Annotated in this window: 24 protein-coding genes; 13 read left to right on the top strand and 11 right to left on the bottom strand. The window is 62.5% G+C overall.

Translation table 11 applies throughout. The features are described from left to right. Positions 1-153: 153 nt before the first annotated feature. Genes I6E51_RS00830 through I6E51_RS00815 form a run of 4 tightly spaced genes read left to right on the top strand, consistent with a single transcriptional unit; the run spans position 154 to position 1,966 of the window. Positions 154-507, top strand: coding sequence for a YtxH domain-containing protein (locus tag I6E51_RS00830; RefSeq protein WP_231599612.1), 354 nt, complete (start codon positions 154-156; stop codon positions 505-507). A gap of 7 nt (positions 508-514) precedes the next feature. Then, a complete protein-coding gene (locus I6E51_RS00825) occupies positions 515-943 on the top strand; it encodes a phage holin family protein (protein WP_197109137.1) in 429 nt (142 codons plus the stop codon). Next, the gene (locus I6E51_RS00820) at positions 943-1,170 is read left to right on the top strand and encodes a DUF3618 domain-containing protein (RefSeq protein WP_197106945.1); all 228 of its coding nucleotides are present in this window, start codon (positions 943-945) and stop codon (positions 1,168-1,170) included. The genes I6E51_RS00825 and I6E51_RS00820 overlap by 1 nt, the downstream gene beginning before the upstream one ends. Positions 1,171-1,213: 43 nt before the next feature. Next, positions 1,214-1,966, top strand: a complete 753-nt coding sequence (locus I6E51_RS00815; protein ID WP_197109136.1) for a uroporphyrinogen-III synthase — start codon at positions 1,214-1,216, stop codon at positions 1,964-1,966. A 73-nt stretch (positions 1,967-2,039) separates the two neighbouring features. Here I6E51_RS00815 and I6E51_RS00810 read toward each other — a convergent pair whose 3' ends face one another. From I6E51_RS00810 to I6E51_RS00775, 8 genes are all read right to left on the bottom strand, one after another. Beyond that, positions 2,040-2,447 (bottom strand): DUF1304 domain-containing protein, encoded by a 408-nt coding sequence (locus tag I6E51_RS00810; RefSeq protein ID WP_197109135.1) that lies wholly within the window; start codon positions 2,445-2,447, stop codon positions 2,040-2,042. 28 nt (positions 2,448-2,475) lie between these two features. Continuing rightward, entirely contained in the window at positions 2,476-3,465 is a 990-nt protein-coding gene (locus tag I6E51_RS00805; RefSeq protein WP_197109134.1) for an MDR family oxidoreductase, read from the bottom strand. 47 nt (positions 3,466-3,512) lie between these two features. Further along, positions 3,513-4,538, bottom strand: coding sequence for a 6-phosphofructokinase (locus I6E51_RS00800; RefSeq protein WP_197109133.1), 1,026 nt, complete (start codon positions 4,536-4,538; stop codon positions 3,513-3,515). A gap of 65 nt (positions 4,539-4,603) precedes the next feature. Beyond that, on the bottom strand, positions 4,604-5,491 hold the full coding sequence (locus tag I6E51_RS00795) for a rhodanese-related sulfurtransferase (RefSeq protein ID WP_197109132.1): 888 nt from the start codon (positions 5,489-5,491) through the stop codon (positions 4,604-4,606). A gap of 18 nt (positions 5,492-5,509) precedes the next feature. Next, a complete protein-coding gene (locus I6E51_RS00790) occupies positions 5,510-5,962 on the bottom strand; it encodes a hypothetical protein (RefSeq protein ID WP_197153683.1) in 453 nt (150 codons plus the stop codon). A gap of 18 nt (positions 5,963-5,980) precedes the next feature. Further along, positions 5,981-6,373 (bottom strand): hypothetical protein, encoded by a 393-nt coding sequence (locus I6E51_RS00785; protein WP_197109130.1) that lies wholly within the window; start codon positions 6,371-6,373, stop codon positions 5,981-5,983. Positions 6,374-6,382: 9 nt separating this feature from the next. Continuing rightward, the gene (locus I6E51_RS00780) at positions 6,383-6,742 is read right to left on the bottom strand and encodes a hypothetical protein (RefSeq protein WP_197109129.1); all 360 of its coding nucleotides are present in this window, start codon (positions 6,740-6,742) and stop codon (positions 6,383-6,385) included. A gap of 33 nt (positions 6,743-6,775) precedes the next feature. Continuing rightward, positions 6,776-7,213 carry a hypothetical protein gene (locus I6E51_RS00775; protein WP_197109128.1) on the bottom strand — a complete coding sequence of 146 codons (438 nt, stop codon included), beginning with the start codon at positions 7,211-7,213 and terminating at the stop codon, positions 6,776-6,778. A 42-nt stretch (positions 7,214-7,255) separates the two neighbouring features. Here I6E51_RS00775 and I6E51_RS00770 point away from each other — a divergent pair, with 42 nt between their 5' ends. Beyond that, positions 7,256-8,191: a DNA-3-methyladenine glycosylase gene (locus I6E51_RS00770; protein WP_197109127.1), complete on the top strand. Its 936-nt coding sequence runs from the start codon at positions 7,256-7,258 to the stop codon at positions 8,189-8,191. Between the two features lie 15 nt (positions 8,192-8,206). Here the strand turns inward: I6E51_RS00770 and I6E51_RS00765 are convergent, their stop codons facing one another. Then, complete coding sequence (locus I6E51_RS00765; RefSeq protein ID WP_197109126.1) at positions 8,207-8,836, bottom strand: NAD(P)H-dependent oxidoreductase; 630 nt, start codon at positions 8,834-8,836, stop codon at positions 8,207-8,209. A gap of 127 nt (positions 8,837-8,963) precedes the next feature. Between I6E51_RS00765 and I6E51_RS00760 the strand changes: the two genes are divergently transcribed. Beyond that, positions 8,964-9,575: a TetR/AcrR family transcriptional regulator gene (locus I6E51_RS00760; protein ID WP_307783741.1), complete on the top strand. Its 612-nt coding sequence runs from the start codon at positions 8,964-8,966 to the stop codon at positions 9,573-9,575. Positions 9,576-9,615: 40 nt separating this feature from the next. Here the strand turns inward: I6E51_RS00760 and I6E51_RS00755 are convergent, their stop codons facing one another. Beyond that, positions 9,616-13,110 (bottom strand): bifunctional RecB family nuclease/DEAD/DEAH box helicase, encoded by a 3,495-nt coding sequence (locus tag I6E51_RS00755; protein ID WP_197109124.1) that lies wholly within the window; start codon positions 13,108-13,110, stop codon positions 9,616-9,618. A gap of 138 nt (positions 13,111-13,248) precedes the next feature. On the opposite strand from I6E51_RS00755, the gene I6E51_RS00750 reads away from it, so the two are divergent. The 7 genes from I6E51_RS00750 (at position 13,249) to I6E51_RS00720 (ending at position 20,817) form a co-directional block, all read left to right on the top strand. After that, positions 13,249-14,157, top strand: a complete 909-nt coding sequence (locus I6E51_RS00750) for an endonuclease/exonuclease/phosphatase family protein (protein ID WP_197109123.1) — start codon at positions 13,249-13,251, stop codon at positions 14,155-14,157. Positions 14,158-14,224: 67 nt separating this feature from the next. Then, complete coding sequence (locus tag I6E51_RS00745; protein WP_197106961.1) at positions 14,225-14,773, top strand: thioesterase family protein; 549 nt, start codon at positions 14,225-14,227, stop codon at positions 14,771-14,773. A 173-nt stretch (positions 14,774-14,946) separates the two neighbouring features. Next, entirely contained in the window at positions 14,947-16,260 is a 1,314-nt protein-coding gene (locus tag I6E51_RS00740; protein ID WP_197109122.1) for an ABC transporter substrate-binding protein, read from the top strand. Between the two features lie 69 nt (positions 16,261-16,329). After that, positions 16,330-17,427 carry a carbohydrate ABC transporter permease gene (locus I6E51_RS00735; RefSeq protein WP_197109121.1) on the top strand — a complete coding sequence of 366 codons (1,098 nt, stop codon included), beginning with the start codon at positions 16,330-16,332 and terminating at the stop codon, positions 17,425-17,427. Beyond that, on the top strand, positions 17,424-18,335 hold the full coding sequence (locus I6E51_RS00730) for a carbohydrate ABC transporter permease (protein WP_197109120.1): 912 nt from the start codon (positions 17,424-17,426) through the stop codon (positions 18,333-18,335). Before I6E51_RS00735 ends, I6E51_RS00730 begins: the two co-directional genes overlap by 4 nt. Beyond that, a complete protein-coding gene (locus I6E51_RS00725; RefSeq protein WP_197109119.1) occupies positions 18,335-19,756 on the top strand; it encodes a GH1 family beta-glucosidase in 1,422 nt (473 codons plus the stop codon). Before I6E51_RS00730 ends, I6E51_RS00725 begins: the two co-directional genes overlap by 1 nt. A 68-nt stretch (positions 19,757-19,824) precedes the next feature. Further along, a complete protein-coding gene (locus tag I6E51_RS00720; RefSeq protein WP_197109118.1) occupies positions 19,825-20,817 on the top strand; it encodes a LacI family DNA-binding transcriptional regulator in 993 nt (330 codons plus the stop codon). A gap of 67 nt (positions 20,818-20,884) precedes the next feature. Here I6E51_RS00720 and I6E51_RS00715 read toward each other — a convergent pair whose 3' ends face one another. After that, entirely contained in the window at positions 20,885-21,778 is an 894-nt protein-coding gene (locus I6E51_RS00715) for a LysR family transcriptional regulator (protein ID WP_197106967.1), read from the bottom strand. Between the last annotated feature and the right edge of the window lie 36 nt (positions 21,779-21,814).

The raw sequence follows: 21,814 nt of genomic DNA, 5'->3' as shown, positions 1-21,814 counted from the left end.
CTGTAAACTCTGTGTGAGTTCTGGACGTTGCCCTATGCCAATCTGAGAATATGCTCCAGACTAGTTACCTGCGATAACAGAAAAAGCTGACCACCGTCTGCAGTTATCGCGAGTATGTTGGAAGAACCAACCGGCAACGAAATGGAGTTCACCATGAAGGGCAAGATCCTCCTAGTAGTAGGACTCGGCATCGGCTACGTGCTCGGAACCCGCGCTGGCCGCGAAAAGTACGAAAAGATCAAGGCCACGGCAGGCAAGCTGTGGAACGATCCCCGCATTACGCAGCAACGCCATAACGCTGAAGACTTTGTGAAAGACAAGGCTCCGGATGTTGCGGAGTTCCTTGCAGACGGCGCCAAGAAGGTCGTCAAGCAGGTTGCCTCCAGCAAGAGCAACAAGTCGGCGTCAGAAGAAGTGACGACCACCAGCAGCGCTCCCAAGAAGAAGCCTGCCGCCAAGAAGTCTTCGTCAGCGGCATCCACGACGAAGTCCACCAACTCGAAGTAGGGCTGCCATGTACGGTGAATCACCGAATACAGACTCGCAGCGCGACCCCAAGCGGTCACTGGCTGCACTAATCGCCGACGTGCCTCGCCTTCTCGGCGACCTCGTGCGCGGAGAGATCGAATCGCTCAAGAGCGAGATGGTCGACAAGCTCAAGCACGCGGGCATTGGCATCGGACTGTTTGTCGGCGCCGCGTTTGTCGCGCTGTTCGCACTGATGGTTCTCATTGCCGCTGCCGTGCTTGGCTTTGCTGAAGTAGTGCCAGCCTGGGCCGCCGCGCTAATCGTGGCCGGCATCCTGCTGCTGATTGTGGCGATCCTTGTGTTGGCGGGCGTTGCGCTCGTCAAAAAGGGAACCCCGCCGGCACCCACCGAAACGATTGAAAGTATTAAGAGCGACGTTCGTGCCATCAAAGGCACCCGAAAGCGGAGGTCATAATGTCTGAGGACACCAACAAGAGCATCGAGCAGGCCCGCGCCGAACTCGAAAAAACACTCGACGCGATCGAAGATAAGTTCAACGTCGGCAAGCGTGTTGATGAAGTTGCAACCACCGTGCGCAACTCGTACGAGAGCAACCCGCTGCCGTGGATTATTGGCGCAGCAGCGGCCGCAGTCTCTGTAGTTGCTGTCGTTGCATGGGCAATTCTCAGCGACGACGACTAGCTCGATTAGCGTCTGACTCCCCAACAGGGGGAGTATAGAGAGCATGGCAAGAAAAGCACTCGATGGTTTGCGCGTGCTCGTCCCGCGCGGAGGCAATTGGGGCGACAGCGTCGCAGCACTTTTGAGGGGTCACTCGGGCATTCCCGTGATCGCACCCCTCATTAATTTCGCGCCCTCGGAGAATGTCGCCGCGCTCGCCAACGCCTTTCATGAACTCAATGATGGGCAGTTCGACTGGATCGCTGTCACGAGCGCGACCACCGTTGATGTGTTGATCGCGAGCGACGTCAAGATCCCCGAAAACACCAAGATCGCTGCTGTGGGAGAAACCACCGCCAGCGCACTCATGCTTGCCGGACACCGGGTCGATTTCGTTCCCGAGTTCGATAACTCCGGTCGCGGGCTCGTCAAAGAGTGGCCCGATGCATCACCAGGTCTGCGGGTTCTGGCACCGCAATCGAACCTTGCCGATACGACTCTCATCGATGGGCTCGGTGCGCTCGGTCACAAGGTAGTGAGCGTTTCGGCGTACAGCACCGTCGGAGTGCCTGTGGCTGACAAGGTGCGGGAGGATGTTGCATCCGGTCGCATCGGAGCCGTGCTGATCAGCTCTGGCTCAGTCGCGCGTCAAGTGGCCGAGCAACTCGCGCCGCTGCCCGACGACACCATCGTCGCCTGCATCGGACCGCGCACGGCGTTCGACGCGCGTGCCGCTGGACTCACCGTGCACGTGATCGCCGAAGACCGCTCGAGCGAATCTCTCGTCGAGACGCTCGTGGAGTACCTGCGCCGCTAGCGGGTGGTGAGGCCCGCCAGCGGGCGAAGGTGGACGATATCCTGGGTGGCGGTTGCCGCCCGATCGTGCCGTCTTAGCCGACGTTGAGGGCCAGTACCAAGAAGATGATTCCGAGCAGTGGCGGGGTGCCCTGAACGATCGCGGGACGCAGCATCGTCTTGGGCTGCGAAGTGACAAGCACGATCGCAGCGAGCACCATGCTGAGTGCGCCAAACATGGCGAGCGCAATGCCAGCTGGCCACAGGTTGATGGTGCCCATGAGCACGAGACCCGTTCCGGCGCCGAGAGCGAGGAAGACGTTGTAGAAGCCTTGGTTGTAGGCCCAGGGTTTGACGGCATCCACTTCGTGAGGCTTCACGCCGAAGATCTGCTGCACGCGAGGCGTGTGAAAGAGCACGCTCTCCATGAAGAAAATCATGAGGTGCACGAGCGCGGCGAGAAAGATAAAAGCTGATCCGAGGATGGCTAAAGCAGTGTTCATGCTCAAAAGTGTGGCACAGCCGGAATGCTTAGCCGTGCACGTCGATGACCGTTCGACCGCGGATGCGCCCCGCAATGATGTCTTCTCCGGCCGCGATAGCGGTGCTGAGCCCGATCGTGGAAGTCGTGCTCTCGAGCAAGCTGAGGTTGAGATCGCGCTCAAGGCGTTCCCACGCTTCGAGGCGGTGTGCTCGCGGAGTGAAGACCGAGTTGATGCCGACGAGGCTCACGCCGCGCAAGATGAAGGGCATCACGCTCGTGTGTAGATCGCTCGATTGAGCGTTGCCGCACGCGGTCACCGTTCCGCCGTACTGGGTGGCGGCGATCGCCGAGGCCAGAGTGGTGCCACCGACGGCGTCGATGGCGCCATCCCAGCGCTGCTTCATGAGGGCTTTGGGTTCGGCGCTGAGTTCGGCGCGGTCAATGATGGTGGTGGCGCCTAGGGCGCGCAGGTAGTCGTGTTCGCTTTCGCGACCAGTGGATGCCGTCACGCTGTAGCCGAGCTTGTTGAGCAGGGCGATGGCCACAGACCCCACTCCGCCGGCGGCACCGGTGACGAGAACCTCGCCGGAGACGCCTCCACGCTCGATGGCGAGCACGGAGAGCATGGCCGTGAACCCTGCCGTGCCGATGGCGGCGGCCTGATGATTGCTGATTCTTGCGGGCACCGGAACGACCCAATCGCCGGGAACGCGCGCACGCTCCGCGAAACCACCATGGTGGGTTTCACTAAGGCCGCAGCCGTTAACCAACACACGCTGACCAGCACTAAAGCGGTCATCCGTCGACTCGGCGACAACGCCGACGAGGTCAATACCGGCGATCAGGCGCGGGGCGCGAACGATGCCAGGTCTGCCGGTGAGGGCGATGCCGTCTTTGTAGTTCAGGCTGGAGAACTCGACATCGATCGTGACATCTCCGGGCATCAGGATGCTGTCATCCAGTTGCTCAGAGAGCTCGACGTGCGCCGGAGTTTGTCGGTCGGACTCGTTCTTGACTACTTCGATTCCACGCCACATACCGTCAGCCTAGAACCGGAGGCTGGGTTCTGAGTCAGAAAGCAGGTTTAGCCGAAGAGAATCGCAGCTTCGTCGTAGCGCGACTGCGGCACCGTGTTGAGCTTGCCGAGGGCATCTTCGAACGCCACGTTGGTGATCTCGGTACCCTGCAGCGACACCATGCGACCCCAGCGACCGTGGATGACCGCGTCGACGGCGGCGAGGCCGTAGCGAGTGGCGAGCACGCGGTCGTAGGCGCTGGGAGTTCCACCGCGCTGGATGTGACCCAGAGTAGTTGAGCGAGTTTCGAGGCCGGTGAGAGCTTCGATCTCGGGCGCAAGCTGGTCGCCGATTCCGCCGAGGCGGGGGCGACCGAAGGCGTCGAGGCCGCGCTCGGAGTGGGCGTCGTCCATGGTATCGAGGGTGAAGCCTTCGGCAACAACAACGAGAGGGGCACGACCGCGGTCGCGAGCCGAAGTGACCCACTCCACAATCTGAGCCATCGAGGTCTTTTGTTCGGGGATGAGGATCGCGTGGGCGCCGGCAGCCATGCCCGAGTGCAGAGCGATCCAGCCAACATGGCGGCCCATTACTTCAGCAACCATGCAGCGGCCGTGCGAGTCGCCGGTGGTGCGCAGGCGGTCCATGGCGTCGGTCGCGATCTGCGTGGCAGTGTCGAAGCCGAACGTGTAGTCGGTGGCGGAAAGATCGTTGTCTACCGTCTTGGGGACTCCGACGATCTTGATTCCGGCATCCGTCAGCCGCTTGGCGGCAGCGAGAGTTCCTTCGCCACCGATGGCGATGAGGGAGTCAACGCCGAGGCGTTCCATGTTTTCGCGCACAGTGTCTGCGCCGTCGGTGCCCTCGAAGGGGTTCGTGCGCGAGGTGCCCAGAATGGTGCCACCCTGCTTGGAGATGCCCTGAATGTCTTTGCGCGTGAGGGGCATGGCGTCGCCTTCAACGACTCCACGCCAACCGTCGCGGAAGCCGACGAACTCTTTGTCGTAGACCTGCGTGCCCTTGAGCACGATGCCGCGAATAACTGCGTTCAACCCGGGGCAGTCGCCACCGCTGGTCAGGATTCCGATCTTCATGAACCCATCATGGCGCATTTTTGTGCGTTTCCGAGCCACGATCTGGTTCGTAGCGCCGCGTCGCTTTATTGGCTGATTGCCGCTTCTGTGATCGGATGCGCGGCACACGCCACGGAGTCTGCGTGCTCATCGCACACCACGAACTGCTCGCGGCAGGCCTTGTTGTGGCAATTCTCGACCCGTTTGGTTGCCGCACCGCACTGGTAACAGCGGCCAATCGCTTCGGTGTCTGCCGTGAAGTCGATGGCCATGCGCTTGTCGAAGACGTAGAGCGAACCGTTCCACAGGCCGGAGTCGCCGTACTTTTCGCCGTAGCGAACGATGCCGCCCTCGAGTTGGTAGACCTCGCCGAATCCGCGACTGCGCATAAGAGAGGAGAGCACTTCGCAGCGGATGCCGCCCGTGCAGTACGTGACGACGGGCTTGTCTTTCAGGTGGTCGTACTTGCCGCTGTCGAGTTCGGCGACGAAGTCACGAGTGGTTGCGACATCCGGAACTATCGCATCGGTGAATTTGCCGATCGCAGCCTCGATGGGATTGCGGCCGTCGAAGAAGGTGACCTCTTTGCGGGCAACGAGCTCGTGCAGCTCTTCGGGGCTGAGTTTCGTGCCGCCGCCAACCACGCCGTTCTCGTCGACCTTCAACTCACCGGGGGCGCCGAAGCTCACGATCTCGTCGCGCACCTTCACGCTGAGCTTCGGGAAGTCGTCGCCCTGGCCCTCGCTCCACTTGAAGTCGATGTTCTTGAACGCCGGATACTCCCGCGTCTTGCGCACGTAACGCTTAATGTCTTTGAGCTCGCCGCCGACGGTGCCATTCATGCCGTCTTTAGAGAGGATGATGCGACCGCCGAGCCCGAGGAACTCGCAGAGGTCGCGCTGCCACAACCGCACAGCCTCCGGATCGGCCAGCGGCGTGAACACGTAGAAGAGAAGGATCTTGGGAACAGCCACGGGGCAAGTTTACGGCTGTTAGCTGGGCGAGCTGCGCGGGGCTGGTGGTGGCGGGCCGGCATCCGGATCATCCGTGTCGTTCGGCTCGTCGTTCGTAGCGTCTTCTGCTTCGACGGGTGTTTCGGGGTCTGCGCCGAGGGGATCGCCTTCGCGCTCGAGGAGCATCTGGGCATAGGCGATCCGTACCCGGTTCGGAGCGACGAGTTCGTCGAGAAAGAGATCGCGAAAGCTCATTCCTGACTCAGGAAACAGGCGAGTCCATGTTCGCGCCGTCCAGGTCAACTCGCTGAGGGCAACGGCGATGGCATAGACGAAGGTGAGTTCTGACGATGCCGTCGAGTTGAACAGAATGAGCAGTACGAGCCCGGTGCCGATGGCAACGACACCGATCATGCGGACGTGACGGATGACGGGCGTTCGTGCGCCGCTCAGAGCTACACCGGTCGCGATGCCGATCGCGAGAAACGTCACAAACCAGAACATCAGTCGCTACCGGCGGGGAGCGTTTTCGCCGGCTGCGGTGGCGGCGATCTCGGACTGGAGGAAGAGCATCCATTCGTCGTAGATTTCGTCGGTGTGCAAGAAGCTGCGGCCGATTGTCTGCACGGCGGTGCGCCCGGAGTCGGGGAGCAAACGGTGCCAGAGCAGCCCTCTCACTACGGCAGATGCCAGGCCGAAGCACACGGCGTAGGCAACGAGGGTGGCGAAGCTCAGTTGCAATGACGAGCCATCGGGGCGCAGCACCAGAACTGCCGCGGCGCCGGCTAGCGCGAGGATGACGGTGCCTGCGCGGGTGAGGCGCCGACCTGCGGGAACACGAACCTTCGCGTGCAGGGTGCCGATGAGGAGCCCCGCGACGATCGCGCCCAGAAAGAGAAGCATGAGCGCAGTTTAGCGAGCGGCCGCGTTCTGGTCTGCGCGCTCGCCGAGCATCGCCGCGTACTCCTTGCGCAGGTCGCGGGGGTTGGTGAATTGGCGCGCAACAAGCTGCCAGTAGCTGAAGCCGGATTCGGGGAAGACTCGTAGCCAGACCCGTGGCGCGTAGACAACTTGGGTAATGATCAGGCCACCAAGAAAGGCGTAGCTCATCAACCCGTGGCCTCCTGTTGTTGCGGTGATGACGATTACCGCGCCCATGCCCACCATGAGAATGACGAGGTTGGGGAGGGGCCTATAGGTGGGAGTGCGTGCTTCGCACGACAGAACCCCCGTGATCAATCCGATCACCGCTGCAACAACCAACCACATCATGAGTGAAACTCTACGTCAGGGGTGGCGCGTAATCTAGGGCTCATTGGTGCTGGCTTCGTCATTCGCTGGCCTGATCGCGCCGCGGCCGTCGTAGTCCCAAGTTGCCCGCAGTTCTTCGCGGTCGGCAAGCATCGCCGCGTACTGCTGCCGTATGTAAAAGGAGCCGGTGAAGTCTCGCCACGCAAACTCCCGGTACGTGAGGCCCGCCTCGGGAAAGTAATCCATCCACAGCTTGGCCGAATACAAAGTGGATGCGCTCGCCATAGTGATCACAAAAGCTGCAACACCAGCGAAGTTGAGCCACGCCGGAGCGATAACGTCGTTGGGCGGAATGTTGGGCCACACGATCAGCCCCGCGATGATCAGCGCTTGACCGATGAAGGGCAACGCTCGTACTTTCGGCACCATCGCGAGCGCTTGATAGATGCCGAGGCTTGCCCCGCTGAGAGTCATTATCGCGAGCCAGATCATGAGCCAAACTCTACGTCAGGGGTGGCGCGTAATCTAGGGCTCATGACCGAAGCGCTCGCCGTCGACGAGCCGGTGCGCATGCGTTTTGCGCCCGGGCGGCCCGTTGATGTTCGTGCGACGCTGCGACCACTCAAGCGCGGTGTCGGTGACCCGACGATGCGAGTGGACGACGCGGGCACCTGGCGCACGATGCTCACGCCGCACGGCCCCGCGACTCTGCGTCTCGTGCAGCACCAGTCGCATGTGGACTGCACCGCGTGGGGCGCCGGAGCTGAGTGGGCGATCGCCAGCGTTCCCGAGCTGCTGGGGGAGGGCGACGACTGGAGCGACTTCGACATATCGGCGCTTCCGTTCGCCGCTGAAGCTCAGCGTCAGAATCCCGGCTTGCGTTTGCCGCGCACCAAGCTTGTGTTCGAGGCGCTCGTGATGGCGATTCTCGAGCAGAAAGTTACGGGCATTGAAGTGAAGCGGGGGTGGCGCATCCTCGTCACCAAGCATGGTTCGCCGGCGCCCGGGCCTGCCCCGGCCGGGATGCGCGTGGTGCCGACGCCGCAGGGCTGGGCACGAATTCCGTCGTGGGAGTGGCACCGCGCGGGGGTCGGGCCACAGCGTTCGGCGACCGTAATGCGCGCGACGCAAGTGGCGGCATCCCTCGAGCGCACCGCCGACTGGGGGCGTGGCGGGCCGCGCATTGAAGCCGCGCTGCGATCAGTCGTGGGCGTTGGCGTGTGGACGGCCGCCGAAACCATGCAGCGCTCCCACGCCGACCCCGACAGCCCGAGCGTTGGCGATTACCACCTGGCCGCCGTTGTGGGCTGGGCGCTGATTGGCGAACCCGTCGACGATGAGCGGATGCTCGAACTGCTCGAGCCCTGGCGCGGTCACCGGCAACGCGTCGTGCGACTCATCACGGCATCCGGGTTTCGCAAGCCAGCCTTCGGGCCGCGCATGACGATTCAGGATCATCGCGGGCACTAGTGGCGTGCGAGTCCTTCAGCGTGCGCCCACGCGTTCGGCGGCGGTTGCTTCTGTAGCGCTACCTGTCGGGCGCTTTCTGGCTAGTCGCGCAGCATCCGTTTCACCGAGGCTCGCGGATTTTGCCAGCCAGCCCTCGCGTTGCTCGAGCGTCGAATTCTTCACCGGGCCGAACCGTGTTGTATGCACGGGCTTGATTCCACAGAAGGCAAGCGTGCGGTCGCGGACGTGTCGAACCGTGGTGTCGCCGACGAGCCGGAGATACCAGGAGGGGGAGTCGGCGGTGACGATGACGCGCCCGGTTCGCCCGGTGAGCAGGCCTTCGGGGGTTCCATTTTTTCTGATTCGGTAGGCGCGGCGCGGCAGGAGGAGTCGGTCGAAGAAACCCTTCAGCAGCGTCGGGACGGAGCCCCACCAGACGGGCGTGACCACAACGACGTGCCGGGCATCCAACAGCAACTGCCAAGCGCGTTCAAGGTCGGGCTCGAGTTCTTGGCGGCGGGTGTAGCCGAAGCGCAGGCTCGGTTCGAACTGCAAATCGCGCAGGGCCACAACGGCGGCGTCGCCGTGGCCTTCGGCATAGGCGGAGGCGATGGCGGCGCACAAAGAGTCGGGATTGGGGTGGCCGTCAATGATAAGAGTGTTCATGTCGCTCCAAGGGATGGTGAATCGGATGGGGTACCGAGCTGCATTGGGCAGCGGCTCGGGGGCATGTCGAGGCAATCTGGACACTGTCTAGATTGCTCGCTTTGACTCTAGGGGTACGATGTTGCTCGTGTCAAGATCCGATTCTGCGTACCACCACGGCAACCTCGGGCCGACGCTCGAAAACGCGGCGCTCGAACTCATGCGCACCCAGGGGCACGCTTCGCTGAGTTTGCGCGAAGTCGCGCGCACCGCGGGCGTGAGCCACAACGCGCCGTACCATCACTTCGGCGATCGAGCCGCGCTGCTCAAGCGCCTGAGTGAGCGCAGCATGGGCGAGCTGCTGAGCACCCTGCAAGCCGTGGAGGAGCAGGACTCGGCTGAGGGGCAGGGACAAGCATCCGCGGATTCGGCGCGGGCGCACGCTGTCGCAATCGGAGCTGCCTACGTCGGGTACGCGGCCGACTTCCCCGAGCGCTTTCGCCTCATCTATGACCCGAGCGTGTGCATCCCCGGGTCGCCCAGCGCCGAAATGAAACCCCTACTCGAGCAAACGGAAGGCGTTCTGGCGCGCGCAACAGCCGCACTACTCCCGCCCGAGCAGCAGGCTCCCGCGGCTGCGCTCGCGACCGCAGTGTGGGGCGTCGTGCATGGGCTAGCCGAGCTCGTGGTGGCGGGGCACATCTCGCGTGCGGAAGTGGAACCGGCCATGGTTTCGCTGTTTGGGGTGCGCGGGGATTAGTTAGTTGCGGCAGCCCGGTTTGGCCTTTTCATCAGGCGTCTCAGGCACCCTCAACCAACGAAATAAACCGACTCAGCGTCGCGACCCCTTCCGCCGACTGCGGCAGCGAATCGAGCAGCGCTGGCGAGTAGACGAGATACGCGGCCCACTGCGCGCGCGAGATCGACACGTTGAGGCGATTGCGGGAGAGAAGGAAGTCGAGACCGCGGGGTACATCGTCGGCGCTCGAGGCAGCGAGACTGACGATCGAGATGACCGCTTCGCGGCCCTGAAACTTGTCCACCGTGCCCACGACGACGCGCGAATAGCCGGCAGCGTCGAGGCGGCCACGGAGGAGTTCCACCTGAGCGTTGTACGGCGTCACCACAATGATGCCGTCCTCAGCGAGCGGCTTCGCCTTACCACCGGCTTCGGAGGTCCACAGCGCTCCGAGATGCTCACGCACCAGCTCCACCACGCGGTCCGCCTCTTCGGCAGAGAACGTGGAGTTGTCGACGTGAGTGGTCGGCACCGAGTGCAGGCCGGGGGCGAAGCCCTCGAGCATCCGCCCCGCCGTTGACGCGTGCGAGCGCAGCAGGCCGTCATAGGAGAGCAGCGAGACGGGGTGCGTGACCGCCTCATCCATGCGGCGACTCTCTTCGAGGAAGTAGCCGAAATCATCCGGCAGCACCGCCAGCTCGCCGATCACATGACCGAGCGCCGAACCATCGACCGGTGCCGGGTGGATGCCCTGGCTCACCTGGGGGAGCTGCTGCGGGTCACCCAGCAGCAGAATGCGTTTCGCGCTCGCGGCAACACCGATCGTGTTCGCGAGGGAGAACTGGCCCGCCTCATCGATGACGAGCAGATCGAGCTGGTTGGCCTGCACCCGCTTGCGATTGGTCATGTCCCAGGCCGTGCCGCCGATGACGTAACCCTCCGAGTCGTGCTCGCGCGCAAAACCCGCGTGGCCATTCGCCGGCAACTCGCTGAACGGACCATCGGCGTAGTAGCCAACGCCGAACTCTCCCGGCACCGCCTTCGCGACAAGGTCCCGATCAAGGCTCGCATCGAGAACCACAGCGTCGAGAACGTTCTCGACCACCTTGTGCGACTGCGCCGTGATGCCGACCTTCCAGTGATGCTTCTCGACCAGCCGCTGAATAACGTGCGCAGCGAGGTACGTCTTGCCGGTGCCGGGTGGGCCCTGCACCGCGAGGTAGCCACTCTCCCGCGACAGCAGCGAGGCGATCACGGCGCGCACCCCATCATCCGCACTCGTCATGGGTTCAAGCGCGCTCACCTCGGCGGGAGCCTTGCGCAGCAGCAGGTCAGACATTGCGTCGTCCGGCCATTCGGGAGCGGCCGCCACGACGGTCTCACCCCACGCTTCGATCGCGGCAACGATGCTGTCGGCGCGGGGTGGCGGGCCTGGCGTGAGGTGCGTGGGGATTTCATCCCACGCCGGAATGTCGTCGGGCCGCGTTTCGATAACGAAAATGCCGCCCTCATCTTCGGCGGGGTCAGCGAAACGAACCCCGCGGGCGAGGCGCGCACCGGCACGATGGCCCGGCGGAAGATACGGCAGCGGGTCGCCGTAGACCAGAAAGACGTCGCCGCCTGGGCGCGGGGCACTACTCCCCGGTGCCCATTGACCGCGGAGATAAAGGTGACGACGCTCGGTGCGCTGCCGCCCCTCCTTATGCCAATCGCGATCCAGCTGGGCGCCATCGACGACGAACATCCCACGAGTGTCTTCCCACAACTCCGACGGTTGCTCGAGGCGGTCGTAGTGCTCCCACCAAAAACTCTTGACCTCGCGCCGGTGGTAATCGATCGCCGCGGCGGCCATGCGATACGCACTAGCGGTCGGATGATCGTCCGCTCGTTCAGCGTTATCGCCGAGAGCTTGCAACGCAATGTCGAGCGCGCTGGGTTCGAAGACCTTGCCCTCGAATTCCTCCTCGACCGGCTCCACCTTCACGCCCTGCACCTCAGGCAAAGCCCGGAGCCAATCGCGCAGCTTGAGCGTCGAAACGCAGTCGTACTCGTTGTAGCGGGCGATCGCATCGCGAATCTCGGTCGCGCGCTGCACGTTGCCGTTCGCGGCCGCCACACTCGACTCCACGTACTCACCGATGGAGTCGGCAGCGTTCGTCACTCCGGCACGTTCCTCGTCACCCATGTAGAGCGGCTCAAGTTTCTTGATCGAATACGACGGCGTCCCGATGCGCAGCGCGCCCCGCACGATCGGATACAGGTCGACCAGCACGCCATCGCGCAGCAACTGGTCGACGACATCCTCACCCTCGCCGTGCCGGGCGGCGATGCTCAGCAGGTGCGTCTTCTCGTAGCTGGCGTAGTGATAAATGTGGAGGCCCGGATGCTGCTGCCGCCGCTCGGTCACGAAGTCCAGGAACGCCCGCAGCGCGATCCGTTCCTCGGCCTGGGAGTGAGCCCACAGACAATCGAACTCGCCCGCGGCATCGACCCAGCCGAAGAGGTAGTCAAGGCCCCAGCGTGGCACTCCGCCGATTCCCGGCTCGGAGTACATTGGGTCGCCCTCGAAGTCGAAGAAGAGGTCGCCGGCGTTGGGTGCGGGCAGGTTCGCGATCGGCCGCGGGTCAACGACAACGACGGGTGGGATGGCGTGGCTGTCGGCCGGATCGACAGTGTGCTGCAGCTTGGCCTGCAGATGGAGCTTGGCAAAGCTGGCTTTCGGGATGGCCAGTTCTTCGGGACGCTCAGAGGTCTCGGCGAGGTCGGTGAGGGTGCGGATGCCCGCCGCCAGAAACTTCGTACGTTGACCGGCGCGCAGCCCCGCGACGGTAAACAGGTCGTCGGCTTTCTTGGCGGGTTCCGTGCAGAACTTGCACCGGCCATCCCGCGCGTACCGCTCATCGTGCCAGTCGACCGGCTTACCTTCGGCGCGATGTTCGGCGATGATCGCGTGCATGCGGGCCCGACGACGTCGAAAGACGGGGGCGATGTCGGCCACTGCGGCGAGCTCGGAGGCGTCGTTGCCAAGAATCAACTCGACGGTGCCATCAGCGGCAACGCCGAGCTTCTGAAGTTGCTCGTGGTACGCCGCCAGTTGCAGCAGCGCGGTGACCCGCACGTGACGTGACAGCTTCGAGTCGACCACGCGATACTCGCCGTTGGGCTGCTTGACGAGAAAGTCGGCGTAGCCAATGAACGGCGACTCGGGGTCGGTTTCGTCAAAGAAGACGCCCTGAAAAACGACGGGTGCGCCGGCCAGTAGCGCATCACGCGTGCGCGCGGCATAGTCACGCAGAACAGCGGCGTCGCGCCCCGGAGGTTTATCGAACTCGACCATCGCGTCACCGAACTCTGCGCGATAGCGATCCCGCAACCGTGCCTCATGAACGTTTCCCAGCTCGGCCGCCCGCTCCAACATGGCATCGTCAGCGGGCAGGCGATCGGTAGAGAGCCCCAGCCGCTTGTCGAGCACGCGCAGAAACCCAAATTCGCAGTTCGACGCTTGGGTCAGATCGCTGGCGCTCGTCACGAGAGCGGTATCGGTGAGTAGGTACATGTCTCGATCAGAATATGGCCGGCAAGCGACATCGTCGGTGACACGTGCCGCTACCGCGCATATCGAGCACGCTTATCGGCAAGGCATTTCACGCGCCCGACCCCACCGAAACGCCAGACCACGCCCTAGGCTTGAACTATGACGGGAATCACCACCCCACGGTCGAAGCACTTTTCTGCGCTCGCCCCGGAGCGTGAGCCCCAGCTGGCGTTCCCTCCGCGCGGTAGCTCGATGATCGGCCCCATCGACGCCCCCGGTCTGCATGTGATGAGCTACAACATCCGTCGGCGCCTGCCGAAGCTTTTGCCGCGCAATCCCGACCAGTGGCGGCACCGTCAGCCCTTAATGCGACGCCTCCTCCTCGCCGAACAACCGACGCTGGTCGGCGTGCAAGAAGCCCTCTTCACTCAGGCGCGGTTTGTGCGCCAGTCGTTGGGGGAGCACTACCGTTCTCTCGGCCATGGTCGCGAGAGGAACACGGGTGGCGAAGGCTGCCCCATCTTTTACGACTCCACTCGTCTGGAAGTAGTCGAATGGCGACAGTCGGCGCTCTCCGATACTCCGAATGTTCCGGGATCGGTCTCGTGGGGCAATCGCACGCCTCGCGTCGTGGTGGAAGCTATCTTCCGCGACCTCGCCACCGGCATCCACTTTCAGGCTGTGAACACTCACCTCGACCACCGGTCTCGCACGTCTCGCCTTCACTCCGCCGACGCGTTGAGAAACATCGTGCAGGCGACACCGCACCCCAGCATCCTGACCGGCGATTTCAATACGGATGCTGACACTCACCCTTATAGCCAGCTCACCGGTAATGGACTGGTCGTAGACACGTGGAACACCGCCGAGGAGCGTCTCACCCAAGTGTGGGGCACGTTCCCCAACTACGGCCCGCCGAAGCACAATCGCAAGCGGATTGACTGGGTTCTTGCAACGCCCGATGTGACCGTGATGGAGGCAGGTATCAACGTCACGCGGTATGCGGGCGGCTGGCCATCGGATCACACGCCCGTGCAGGCTGTTGTGCGTTTTACCGGAACAAAATAGCTCAACTCGCTAGAGCATCTCTACAAACGATTCACGGAGTCGATCACGATTCACCTAATCTGGGCGAGTGAACCTGATCTTCCGCACCATCTTGCACCGCATCCTCAGCACGCGACGATCGGCCCTCGGCATCACCGATGTGGGCAGCATGACGATGAAGGTTCTGCCGACCGATGTTGACCTACTGCGCCACATGAATAATGGCCGCTACTTCTCCATCATGGACATCGGTCGCATGGACCTCCTGATCCGTGCCGGCGGCTGGCAGAAGCTTCGAGCCAAGGGTTTCTACCCGGTGATGGCCAACGAGACCATCAGCTTTCGCAAGTCGCTCGATCTCTGGAAGAAGTTCCAGCTCGAATCGCGCGTTGTCGGCTACGACGACAAGGCCGTCTTTGTTGAGCAACGTTTTGTGGTCGACGGCCAGATTTACGCCCAGGCGATGACCCGCGCCCGCTTCCTGCGGAGCTCTGGCGGCACCGTGAGCGTTGCCGAACTGCTCGAAACCATTGGTTGGGATGACGAACAACCCGTCATGCCCGACTGGGTTCAGGAGTGGGCTGACCATGTTGCTCTGCCCGTCAGTCGCGCCGATGCGCCAAGCACCTGGGAGTAAGCGCCAACAGCAAGCGTTTGCACCGATTCGTATGACTTTCACTTTTATGAGAGCGCTCTCTTGACATTTGAGAGAGCGCTCTCATAAGATCAGTCTGCAATCGTGAGAGCGCTCTCATTCCTGATGGGGGTCTCTTTCGGACACCAATAACCCTCATTCACAAGGAAGTGACCGTGAAATCTCAACGACGCACCAAGATGGTTGCAGCCGTCGCCGGCGCAGCATCTCTCGCTCTTCTCGCCACCGGTTGTTCAGCAACTGACGGTGGAGACAGCGATGGCCCCATCACCCTCACCGTGACCACCTTCGGCACGATGGGACTCGACGGACTGTACGCAGCGTACGAAGCCGACAACCCCAACATCACCATCAAGGCAACCAACATCGACACCGGTGGAAACGCGTTGACCGACTGGAAGACCAAGCAGGCAGCAGGCGCCGGTCTCGCCGACGTTCAGGCCGTTGAAGAAGGATGGCTCGGCCAGGTCATGCAGGTCTCCGACACGTTCGTAGACCTCAGCGAATATGGCGCAGACGACATCAAGGACCGCTGGGTCGACTGGAAGCTCGCTCAGGGCACCGACGCCGACGGCCGCATCATCGGTTACGGAACCGACATCGGACCGGAAGGCCTCTGCTACAACGGCGCACTTCTCGAAGAAGCCGGCATGCCGTCTGACCGCGACGCCGTTGCCGAGCTCTTCGGTGGCGACGACGCAACCTGGGATGAATTCTTCCAGGTCGGCAAGGACTACAACGCAGCAACTGGCAAGGCCTTCTACGACCACTCCGGCTTCGTCTGGAACGCCATGGTCAACCAGCTTGACGAGGGCTACTACACCGCTGACGGCGAAATCAACGTCGAGGGCAACTCCGCACTGCAGTCGCAGTGGGACAAGCTCGCCGATGGCGCAGCAGCTGGACTCTCCAGCCAGCAGAGCGCGTGGGACTGGGGCGGGGGAAAGGCCTTCACTGATGGCTCATTCGCTACGTTCATGTGCCCCGGCTGGATGCTCGGTGTCGTCAAGGGACAGGTTGAAGCAGCAGGCGGAGACGCCAGCACTGGCTGGGACTTCGCAGATGTCTTCCCCGGTGGAGCAGCAAACTGGGGCGGCGCCTTCCTGACCGTTCCGACTCAGTCTGAGCACCCTGAAGAGGCAGCAAAGCTTGCCGCTTACCTCACCTCCGCTGAATCCGAAGTTGCTGCCTTCCAGGCTGCAGGAACCTTCCCCAGCGTTATCGCAGCTCAGACTGACGACGGTGTAACCGGCGGCAGCGAGCTCAGCACCTTCTTCAACGATGCCCCCATCGGCACGATCCTTGGATCGCGTGCAGAAGGCGTGACCTCGCAGTTCAAGGGCCCGAACGACTCAGTTATCCAGGAGCAGGTCTTCGGCCCCGCTACCAAGGAACTCGACTCGGGCGTTGACGGTGACACCGCGTGGAACAACGCGATTGAGGTTCTGAAGAACCTCGACCTCAACTAGTCCACAGCAGTAATTGAGGCCCCCGGCGTCCCCTCTGCCGGGGGCCTCACTTCTTGAAAGCGATATCTCATGACGACGATGACGAGCCCGCCCCGACCTGATTCAGGTGAGGCGAAGAAGCGCTCCACGCGCACAACCACCCAGCTCACCAGGCGGCAGCGTCTGAGTCGCCTCGACGTGAAGGCATCCCCCTACCTTTACATCGCCCCCTTCTTCGTGCTCTTTGCACTCATCGGGCTCTTCCCGCTCGTCTACACCTTCGTGGTGTCACTGAACGACTGGGACATCCTGAGCGGTGCCGGCGAGTGGATCGGTTTCGACAACTACGTCGCCGAACTCAACGACCCCTACTTCTGGAATTCGCTCTTCAACACGATGAGCATCTTCCTGCTCAGCGCGATTCCGCAGCTGGTCGCCGCCGTCTTCATCGCGGCTCTGCTCGACCAAAACCTTCGTGCCAAAACCTTCTGGCGCATGAGCATCCTGATCCCGTACATCGTGACCCCGGTTGCTGTGGCCATCATCTTCTCGAGTGCGTTCGGTGAAAAGTACGGGCTCATCAACAACATCCTGACCTCGTTCAATATCGACCCGGTGCTGTGGAAGAGCGAAGTATTCCCGAGCCACTTCGCTATCGCCACGATGGTTAACTGGCGTTGGACGGGCTACAACGCGCTCATCCTGCTCGCCGCAATGCAGGCCGTTCCCCGCGACATTTACGAATCGGCATCCCTGGACGGAGCGGGCGCCGTGCGTCGGTTCTTCTCGATGACGCTGCCGAGCATCCGCCCCACCATGATCTTCGTCATCATCACCGCCACGATCGGTGGCCTGCAGATCTTCACCGAACCGAAGCTCTTCAACCCCACCAGCGCGAACCTGGGCGGCGCCCATCGCGAGTACCAAACCACCGTGCTGTACCTGTGGGATATGGCCTTCAACCGCGGAGACTTTGGCAAGGCTTCGGCGATTGCCTGGCTGCTGTTCCTGATCATCGTCGGCATCGGACTGCTGAACTTCATGATCTCGCGCAAGATCGCCTCCACCGAAGTGAAGGTCATCTCCAAGCGTCGAGCTAAGAAGCTTGCGCGCTACCGCGCCACCACCGCGGCCAACCCCACTGCTGTGCCGGCGGTATCCGTCGTAGACGAGGAGAAGAGCTCATGAGCACCACGAGCCCCACACGAACCCCCGATCGCGCCGCCGACAAGCAGGCCGTAGCCGACGAGAAGCGCCGCAGCAGAGGCCGTGCACGCGGACTCGCTGAACGCCCCGGCTTCCTTGTTTATGGCCTGCTGATGGCCCTCTTCCTCGGCGGCTCCTACCCGCTCTGGTGGTCGTACGTTGTTGGCTCGAGCGACAACACGGCCATCACCGAAACCTGGCCGCCGCTGCTGCCCGGCGGTCGCTTCTGGATCAACGTCGGCGAAGTTCTCTCGACCGTTCCCTTCTGGCAGTCGCTGCTGAACAGCATCATCGTGTCAACGATCATCACCACCTCGGTGATCTTCTTCTCGACCCTCGCCGGCTATGCGTTCGCCAAGCTGCGCTTCAAAGGCCGCGAAGGGCTCATGATCTTCGTGATCGCGACGCTCGCAGTGCCAACGCAGCTCGGCATCATCCCGCAGTTCATGCTCATGAAAGAGCTCGGCTGGACCGGCACGCTCGGGGCTGTTGTCGTGCCAACGCTCGTGACAGCATTCGGTGTGTTCTTCATGCGCCAATATTTGGTGGATGTCATCCCTGACGAACTCATCGAAGCGGCCCGTGTCGACGGGGCCAACATGTTCCGCACTTTCTGGAGCGTCGGGATTCCGGCAGCTCGCCCCGCGATGGCGATCCTCGGACTCTTCACGTTCATGACCGCGTGGACCGATTACTTGTGGCCTCTGCTGGTCGCACCACAAAATCCGACCCTGCAGGTTGCGCTGAGCCAACTGCAGAGCGCAAAATACGTGGACTACTCGGTCGTGCTTTCGGGAGCGGTGCTTGCCACTTTGCCGCTGCTCCTCATCTTTATTCTCGCCGGACGGCAACTCGTCTCGGGCATCATGGCAGGAGCAGTAAAAGGCTAATGAACACTCTCACCACCACCTGGCCGAAAGGCTTCCTCTGGGGATCTGCCACCGCGGCTGCCCAGATCGAGGGAGCAGCTCACGAAGGCGGCAAAGAGGATTCCATTTGGGATCACTATGCCCGCCAGCCGCTCGCCGTCGCCAACGGAGACACCCCCGAAATTGCGGTCGACCACTACTACCGCATGAACGACGACGTGCAGTTGATGAAGAAGCTGGGGCTCGACTCCTACCGCTTCTCCACCAGCTGGGCCCGTGTTGTTCCCGGCGACCGCGAGCCCAACGCCGAGGGCCTCGATTTTTACAGTCGTCTTGTTGACTCGCTGCTGGAGGCCGGCATCCTGCCGTGGCTCACGCTCTATCACTGGGACTTGCCACAGGCACTTCAGGAGAAGGGCGGATGGGCGAACCGCGAAACAGCGTACCGTTTCGCTGACTATGCCGAAGCTGTCTACACCGCGCTCGGCGATCGCGTCAGCCACTGGACAACCTTCAACGAGCCGCTCTGCTCGTCGCTGATTGGCTACATCGCGGGCGAGCACGCTCCCGGCCTCACTGACCCGAATCAGGGCCTCGCCGCGCTGCACCACCAGCACTTGGCTCACGGTTTGGCTGCCGAGCGCCTGCGCAAGCTTGCTGCCGCGAAGGGCCGCGAGATAGAGCTCGGCATCACGCTGAACCTCACGAACGCCGTACCCAACGATCCGAACGATCCTGTTGACCTCGACGCTGCGCGTCGCATCGACGGCATCTGGAACCGCATGTTCTTAGAGCCGCTCGTGCTTGGCGCCTACCCGGCTGACGTGCTCGAAGACATGCGCGACTACAACTTCGAGCAGTATGTTCAGCCCGGAGACTTGGACATCATCTCGGCGCCCATCGATTTCTTGGGAGTGAACCACTACCACGATGACAACGTGAGTGGGCATCCCGCTCCCGCTGATGCAGCACCCGGACTTCGGCCAACCACTAAGCCCGGTCGCTCGATGTTTGTCGGCAGCGAGTTCGTTACGATGCCCCCGCGTGACCTCCCTCGCACGGCGATGGACTGGGAAGTCAACCCGAGCGGTTTGCAGCACCTCCTTGTGCGCTTGGGCAAGGAGTACCCCACATTGCCGCCGCTGTACGTCACCGAAAATGGTGCCTCCTACGACGACACTCGTGAGGGCGACACGATCGACGACCCCCAGCGTGCCAGCTACGTTGCGCAACACATCCAGGCTGTGGCGGATGCCATTGCAGACGGTGCTGATGTGCGCGGCTACTTCGTGTGGTCGCTCCTCGACAACTTCGAATGGGCGTGGGGCTACAACAAACGTTTCGGCATTGTTTACGTCGATTACGACACTCAAGAGCGCATCCCGAAGCGCAGCGCCACGGAATACGCAGCCCACATCGCTGCCACGAAGAAGGCCTCCTGATCGTTAGGGTTAGGCAAGACCTTCTAATAGAGAGCGAGCTCGTGGCGGAGAAACTGCGCAGCGGGGCCATGCCAACACTCGAAATGGTGGCGGCACAGGCAGGCGTTTCGCGCGCCACCGTGTCTCGCGTGGTCAACGGTTCTCCTAAGGTGAGCCCGGATGTCGCCACTGTCGTTCAGGCCGCCATCGACGAGCTCAACTACGTGCCCAATCGCGCTGCCCGTTCGCTCGTGAGTCGCAAGACGCAGGCCATCGCGATGGTGGTTCCGGAATCGGCAGCCAAGGTCTTCGATGACCCCTTCTTCGCGGCGGTCGTTCAGGGCGTTGCGCTCTATCTCGAAGACACGGATTACACGCTCAACATGATCATCGAGTCAGGCGCCGCATCACACAAGACGCGGCGCTACCTCCTCGGCGGCAACGTCGATGGCGCTCTGGTGGTCTCGCACCACACGGGCGACCACTCCTACTCTGAGCTCAGCCGCACCTTGCCTGTCGTGTTCGGTGGGCGCCCGCTCAGCGACGTTAGCGGCGACAACTACTACGTGGATGTCGACAACTTCGCTGGTGCCTGCACCGCCGTTGAGCATTTGATCGCTTCCGGCCGCACCAAGCTAGCTACGATCGCCGGCCCGCAAGATATGCCCCCGGGCGTAGACCGCCTTTCTGCCTTCCACTCCACTCTCGGCAAGCACGGACTCACGAGCGATCTCGTTGAAGTCGGCGACTTCTCGCCGCCCTCCGGAGCAGAAGCAATGCGTCGACTGCTCGCCCGCGGTGAGCCCATCGACGGCATCTTCGCGGCCAACGACCAGATGGCCATCGGCGCCTACTCGGCGATCCGCGAAGCCGGGCTCTCCGTGCCTGCCGATATCGCCGTGGTTGGTTTCGACGACGACAACTATGGGAGCACCGCGACTCCGCCGCTGACGACAGTGCGCCAACCCTCCGTCGAGATGGGCCGACGCATGGCCGAAATGATTGTCGGCCTGATTGAAAACCGACCAGTCGACACCGTGACGACCCTCGATACCGAGCTCGTCATCCGCGATTCTGCGTAGCTAGGTTTCGTCGCTGCAGCGACCAGAGCGACTGCAGCAGCCTCAGTCGCCAACACAGCCGTCGCGGCTACTCCGGCGCGAGCGCGAGAACGACTCGCTCAAGCACTTCTCGGCACGCCACAATCGATGGCCGGCTGACGCTCGAGTCGCGCACCGACGTAAAGACGGTGCGTCGGGGAAGGCCGGGCATCGGCCGCAACGCGACGGTCGGCGTGCGAGTTCCCCAGACCAGACCGGGCAAGATCGCCGTCGCGTGGCCTGATTCAACGAGACGAATGTGGGCCTGAAGGTCGGCGGTTTCGTAGCGCACGTCGGGCTCTATGCCTGCGCGGCGGCACTGCTGTTCTGCCCAGTGGCGGGATGCGGTGCCTCGGGGTTCCATCACCCAGGCACTCTGGGTGGTGTCGGCGAGACTCATGATTCCGCTTTCGTGAGGAACAGCGAGCGAGAGTTCGTCGGCATAGAGGGGGAGCATGTCGAGATCGGGATGCCGGGGTGCGGCATGGCCGGGATACTGTTCGGCGATCACGAGGTCGAACTCTCGCGTCCAGGTTTCGAAGAGGGCGCTTTCGGGCTCGCGCTGGGTCATCTCGATGCGCAGTTGGGGATGCTCGTTCGCGATGATGCTGAGCGCTTGCGGAATGATGCCGAGCGCTGCCGATTGGAATACAGCGAGACGTACTTTTCCGCGCACTTCAGTGAGCGAGGAATGGATCTCTGCTTCCATGAGTTCGAGGCGTTCGAGGAGGGCAACGGTGTGCTCAACAAGCAGCTCGGCTTCGGGGGTGAGTTGCACCCGTCGACCCGCTTTGACGAGCAGCGGAACCCGCGCTTCTTCTTCGAGAAGAGCGAGCTGTTGAGAGACTGCAGACGGCGTGTAACTGAGGGCGTTTGCCACTGCGGCGATGGTGCCGCGAAGCTTGAGTTCTCGCAAAAGTCGCAGCCGTCTTACGTCGAGCATTTCTCCGCCAATCGTTAACTAATTCTAACTGAAACC

The organism is Salinibacterium sp. NSLL17 (assembly GCF_015864935.1).
GTDB lineage: Bacteria > Actinomycetota > Actinomycetes > Actinomycetales > Microbacteriaceae > Rhodoglobus.
Note: the sequence above shows the minus strand (reverse complement) of the source record. Positions and strands in the feature narration are given on the sequence as shown.

Coding starts and splice junctions, on each gene's coding strand:
- I6E51_RS00830 (WP_231599612.1), top strand. CDS start 154: ATGAAGGGCAAGATCCTCCTAGTAGTAGGACTCGGCATCGGCTACGTG.
- I6E51_RS00825 (WP_197109137.1), top strand. CDS start 515: ATGTACGGTGAATCACCGAATACAGACTCGCAGCGCGACCCCAAGCGG.
- I6E51_RS00820 (WP_197106945.1), top strand. CDS start 943: ATGTCTGAGGACACCAACAAGAGCATCGAGCAGGCCCGCGCCGAACTC.
- I6E51_RS00815 (WP_197109136.1), top strand. CDS start 1,214: ATGGCAAGAAAAGCACTCGATGGTTTGCGCGTGCTCGTCCCGCGCGGA.
- I6E51_RS00810 (WP_197109135.1), bottom strand. CDS start 2,447: ATGAACACTGCTTTAGCCATCCTCGGATCAGCTTTTATCTTTCTCGCC.
- I6E51_RS00805 (WP_197109134.1), bottom strand. CDS start 3,465: ATGTGGCGTGGAATCGAAGTAGTCAAGAACGAGTCCGACCGACAAACT.
- I6E51_RS00800 (WP_197109133.1), bottom strand. CDS start 4,538: ATGAAGATCGGAATCCTGACCAGCGGTGGCGACTGCCCCGGGTTGAAC.
- I6E51_RS00785 (WP_197109130.1), bottom strand. CDS start 6,373: ATGCTTCTCTTTCTGGGCGCGATCGTCGCGGGGCTCCTCATCGGCACC.
- I6E51_RS00780 (WP_197109129.1), bottom strand. CDS start 6,742: ATGATGTGGTTGGTTGTTGCAGCGGTGATCGGATTGATCACGGGGGTT.
- I6E51_RS00775 (WP_197109128.1), bottom strand. CDS start 7,213: ATGATCTGGCTCGCGATAATGACTCTCAGCGGGGCAAGCCTCGGCATC.
- I6E51_RS00770 (WP_197109127.1), top strand. CDS start 7,256: ATGACCGAAGCGCTCGCCGTCGACGAGCCGGTGCGCATGCGTTTTGCG.
- I6E51_RS00765 (WP_197109126.1), bottom strand. CDS start 8,836: ATGAACACTCTTATCATTGACGGCCACCCCAATCCCGACTCTTTGTGC.
- I6E51_RS00755 (WP_197109124.1), bottom strand. CDS start 13,110: ATGTACCTACTCACCGATACCGCTCTCGTGACGAGCGCCAGCGATCTG.
- I6E51_RS00750 (WP_197109123.1), top strand. CDS start 13,249: ATGACGGGAATCACCACCCCACGGTCGAAGCACTTTTCTGCGCTCGCC.
- I6E51_RS00735 (WP_197109121.1), top strand. CDS start 16,330: ATGACGACGATGACGAGCCCGCCCCGACCTGATTCAGGTGAGGCGAAG.
- I6E51_RS00730 (WP_197109120.1), top strand. CDS start 17,424: ATGAGCACCACGAGCCCCACACGAACCCCCGATCGCGCCGCCGACAAG.
- I6E51_RS00725 (WP_197109119.1), top strand. CDS start 18,335: ATGAACACTCTCACCACCACCTGGCCGAAAGGCTTCCTCTGGGGATCT.
- I6E51_RS00720 (WP_197109118.1), top strand. CDS start 19,825: ATGCCAACACTCGAAATGGTGGCGGCACAGGCAGGCGTTTCGCGCGCC.
- I6E51_RS00715 (WP_197106967.1), bottom strand. CDS start 21,778: ATGCTCGACGTAAGACGGCTGCGACTTTTGCGAGAACTCAAGCTTCGC.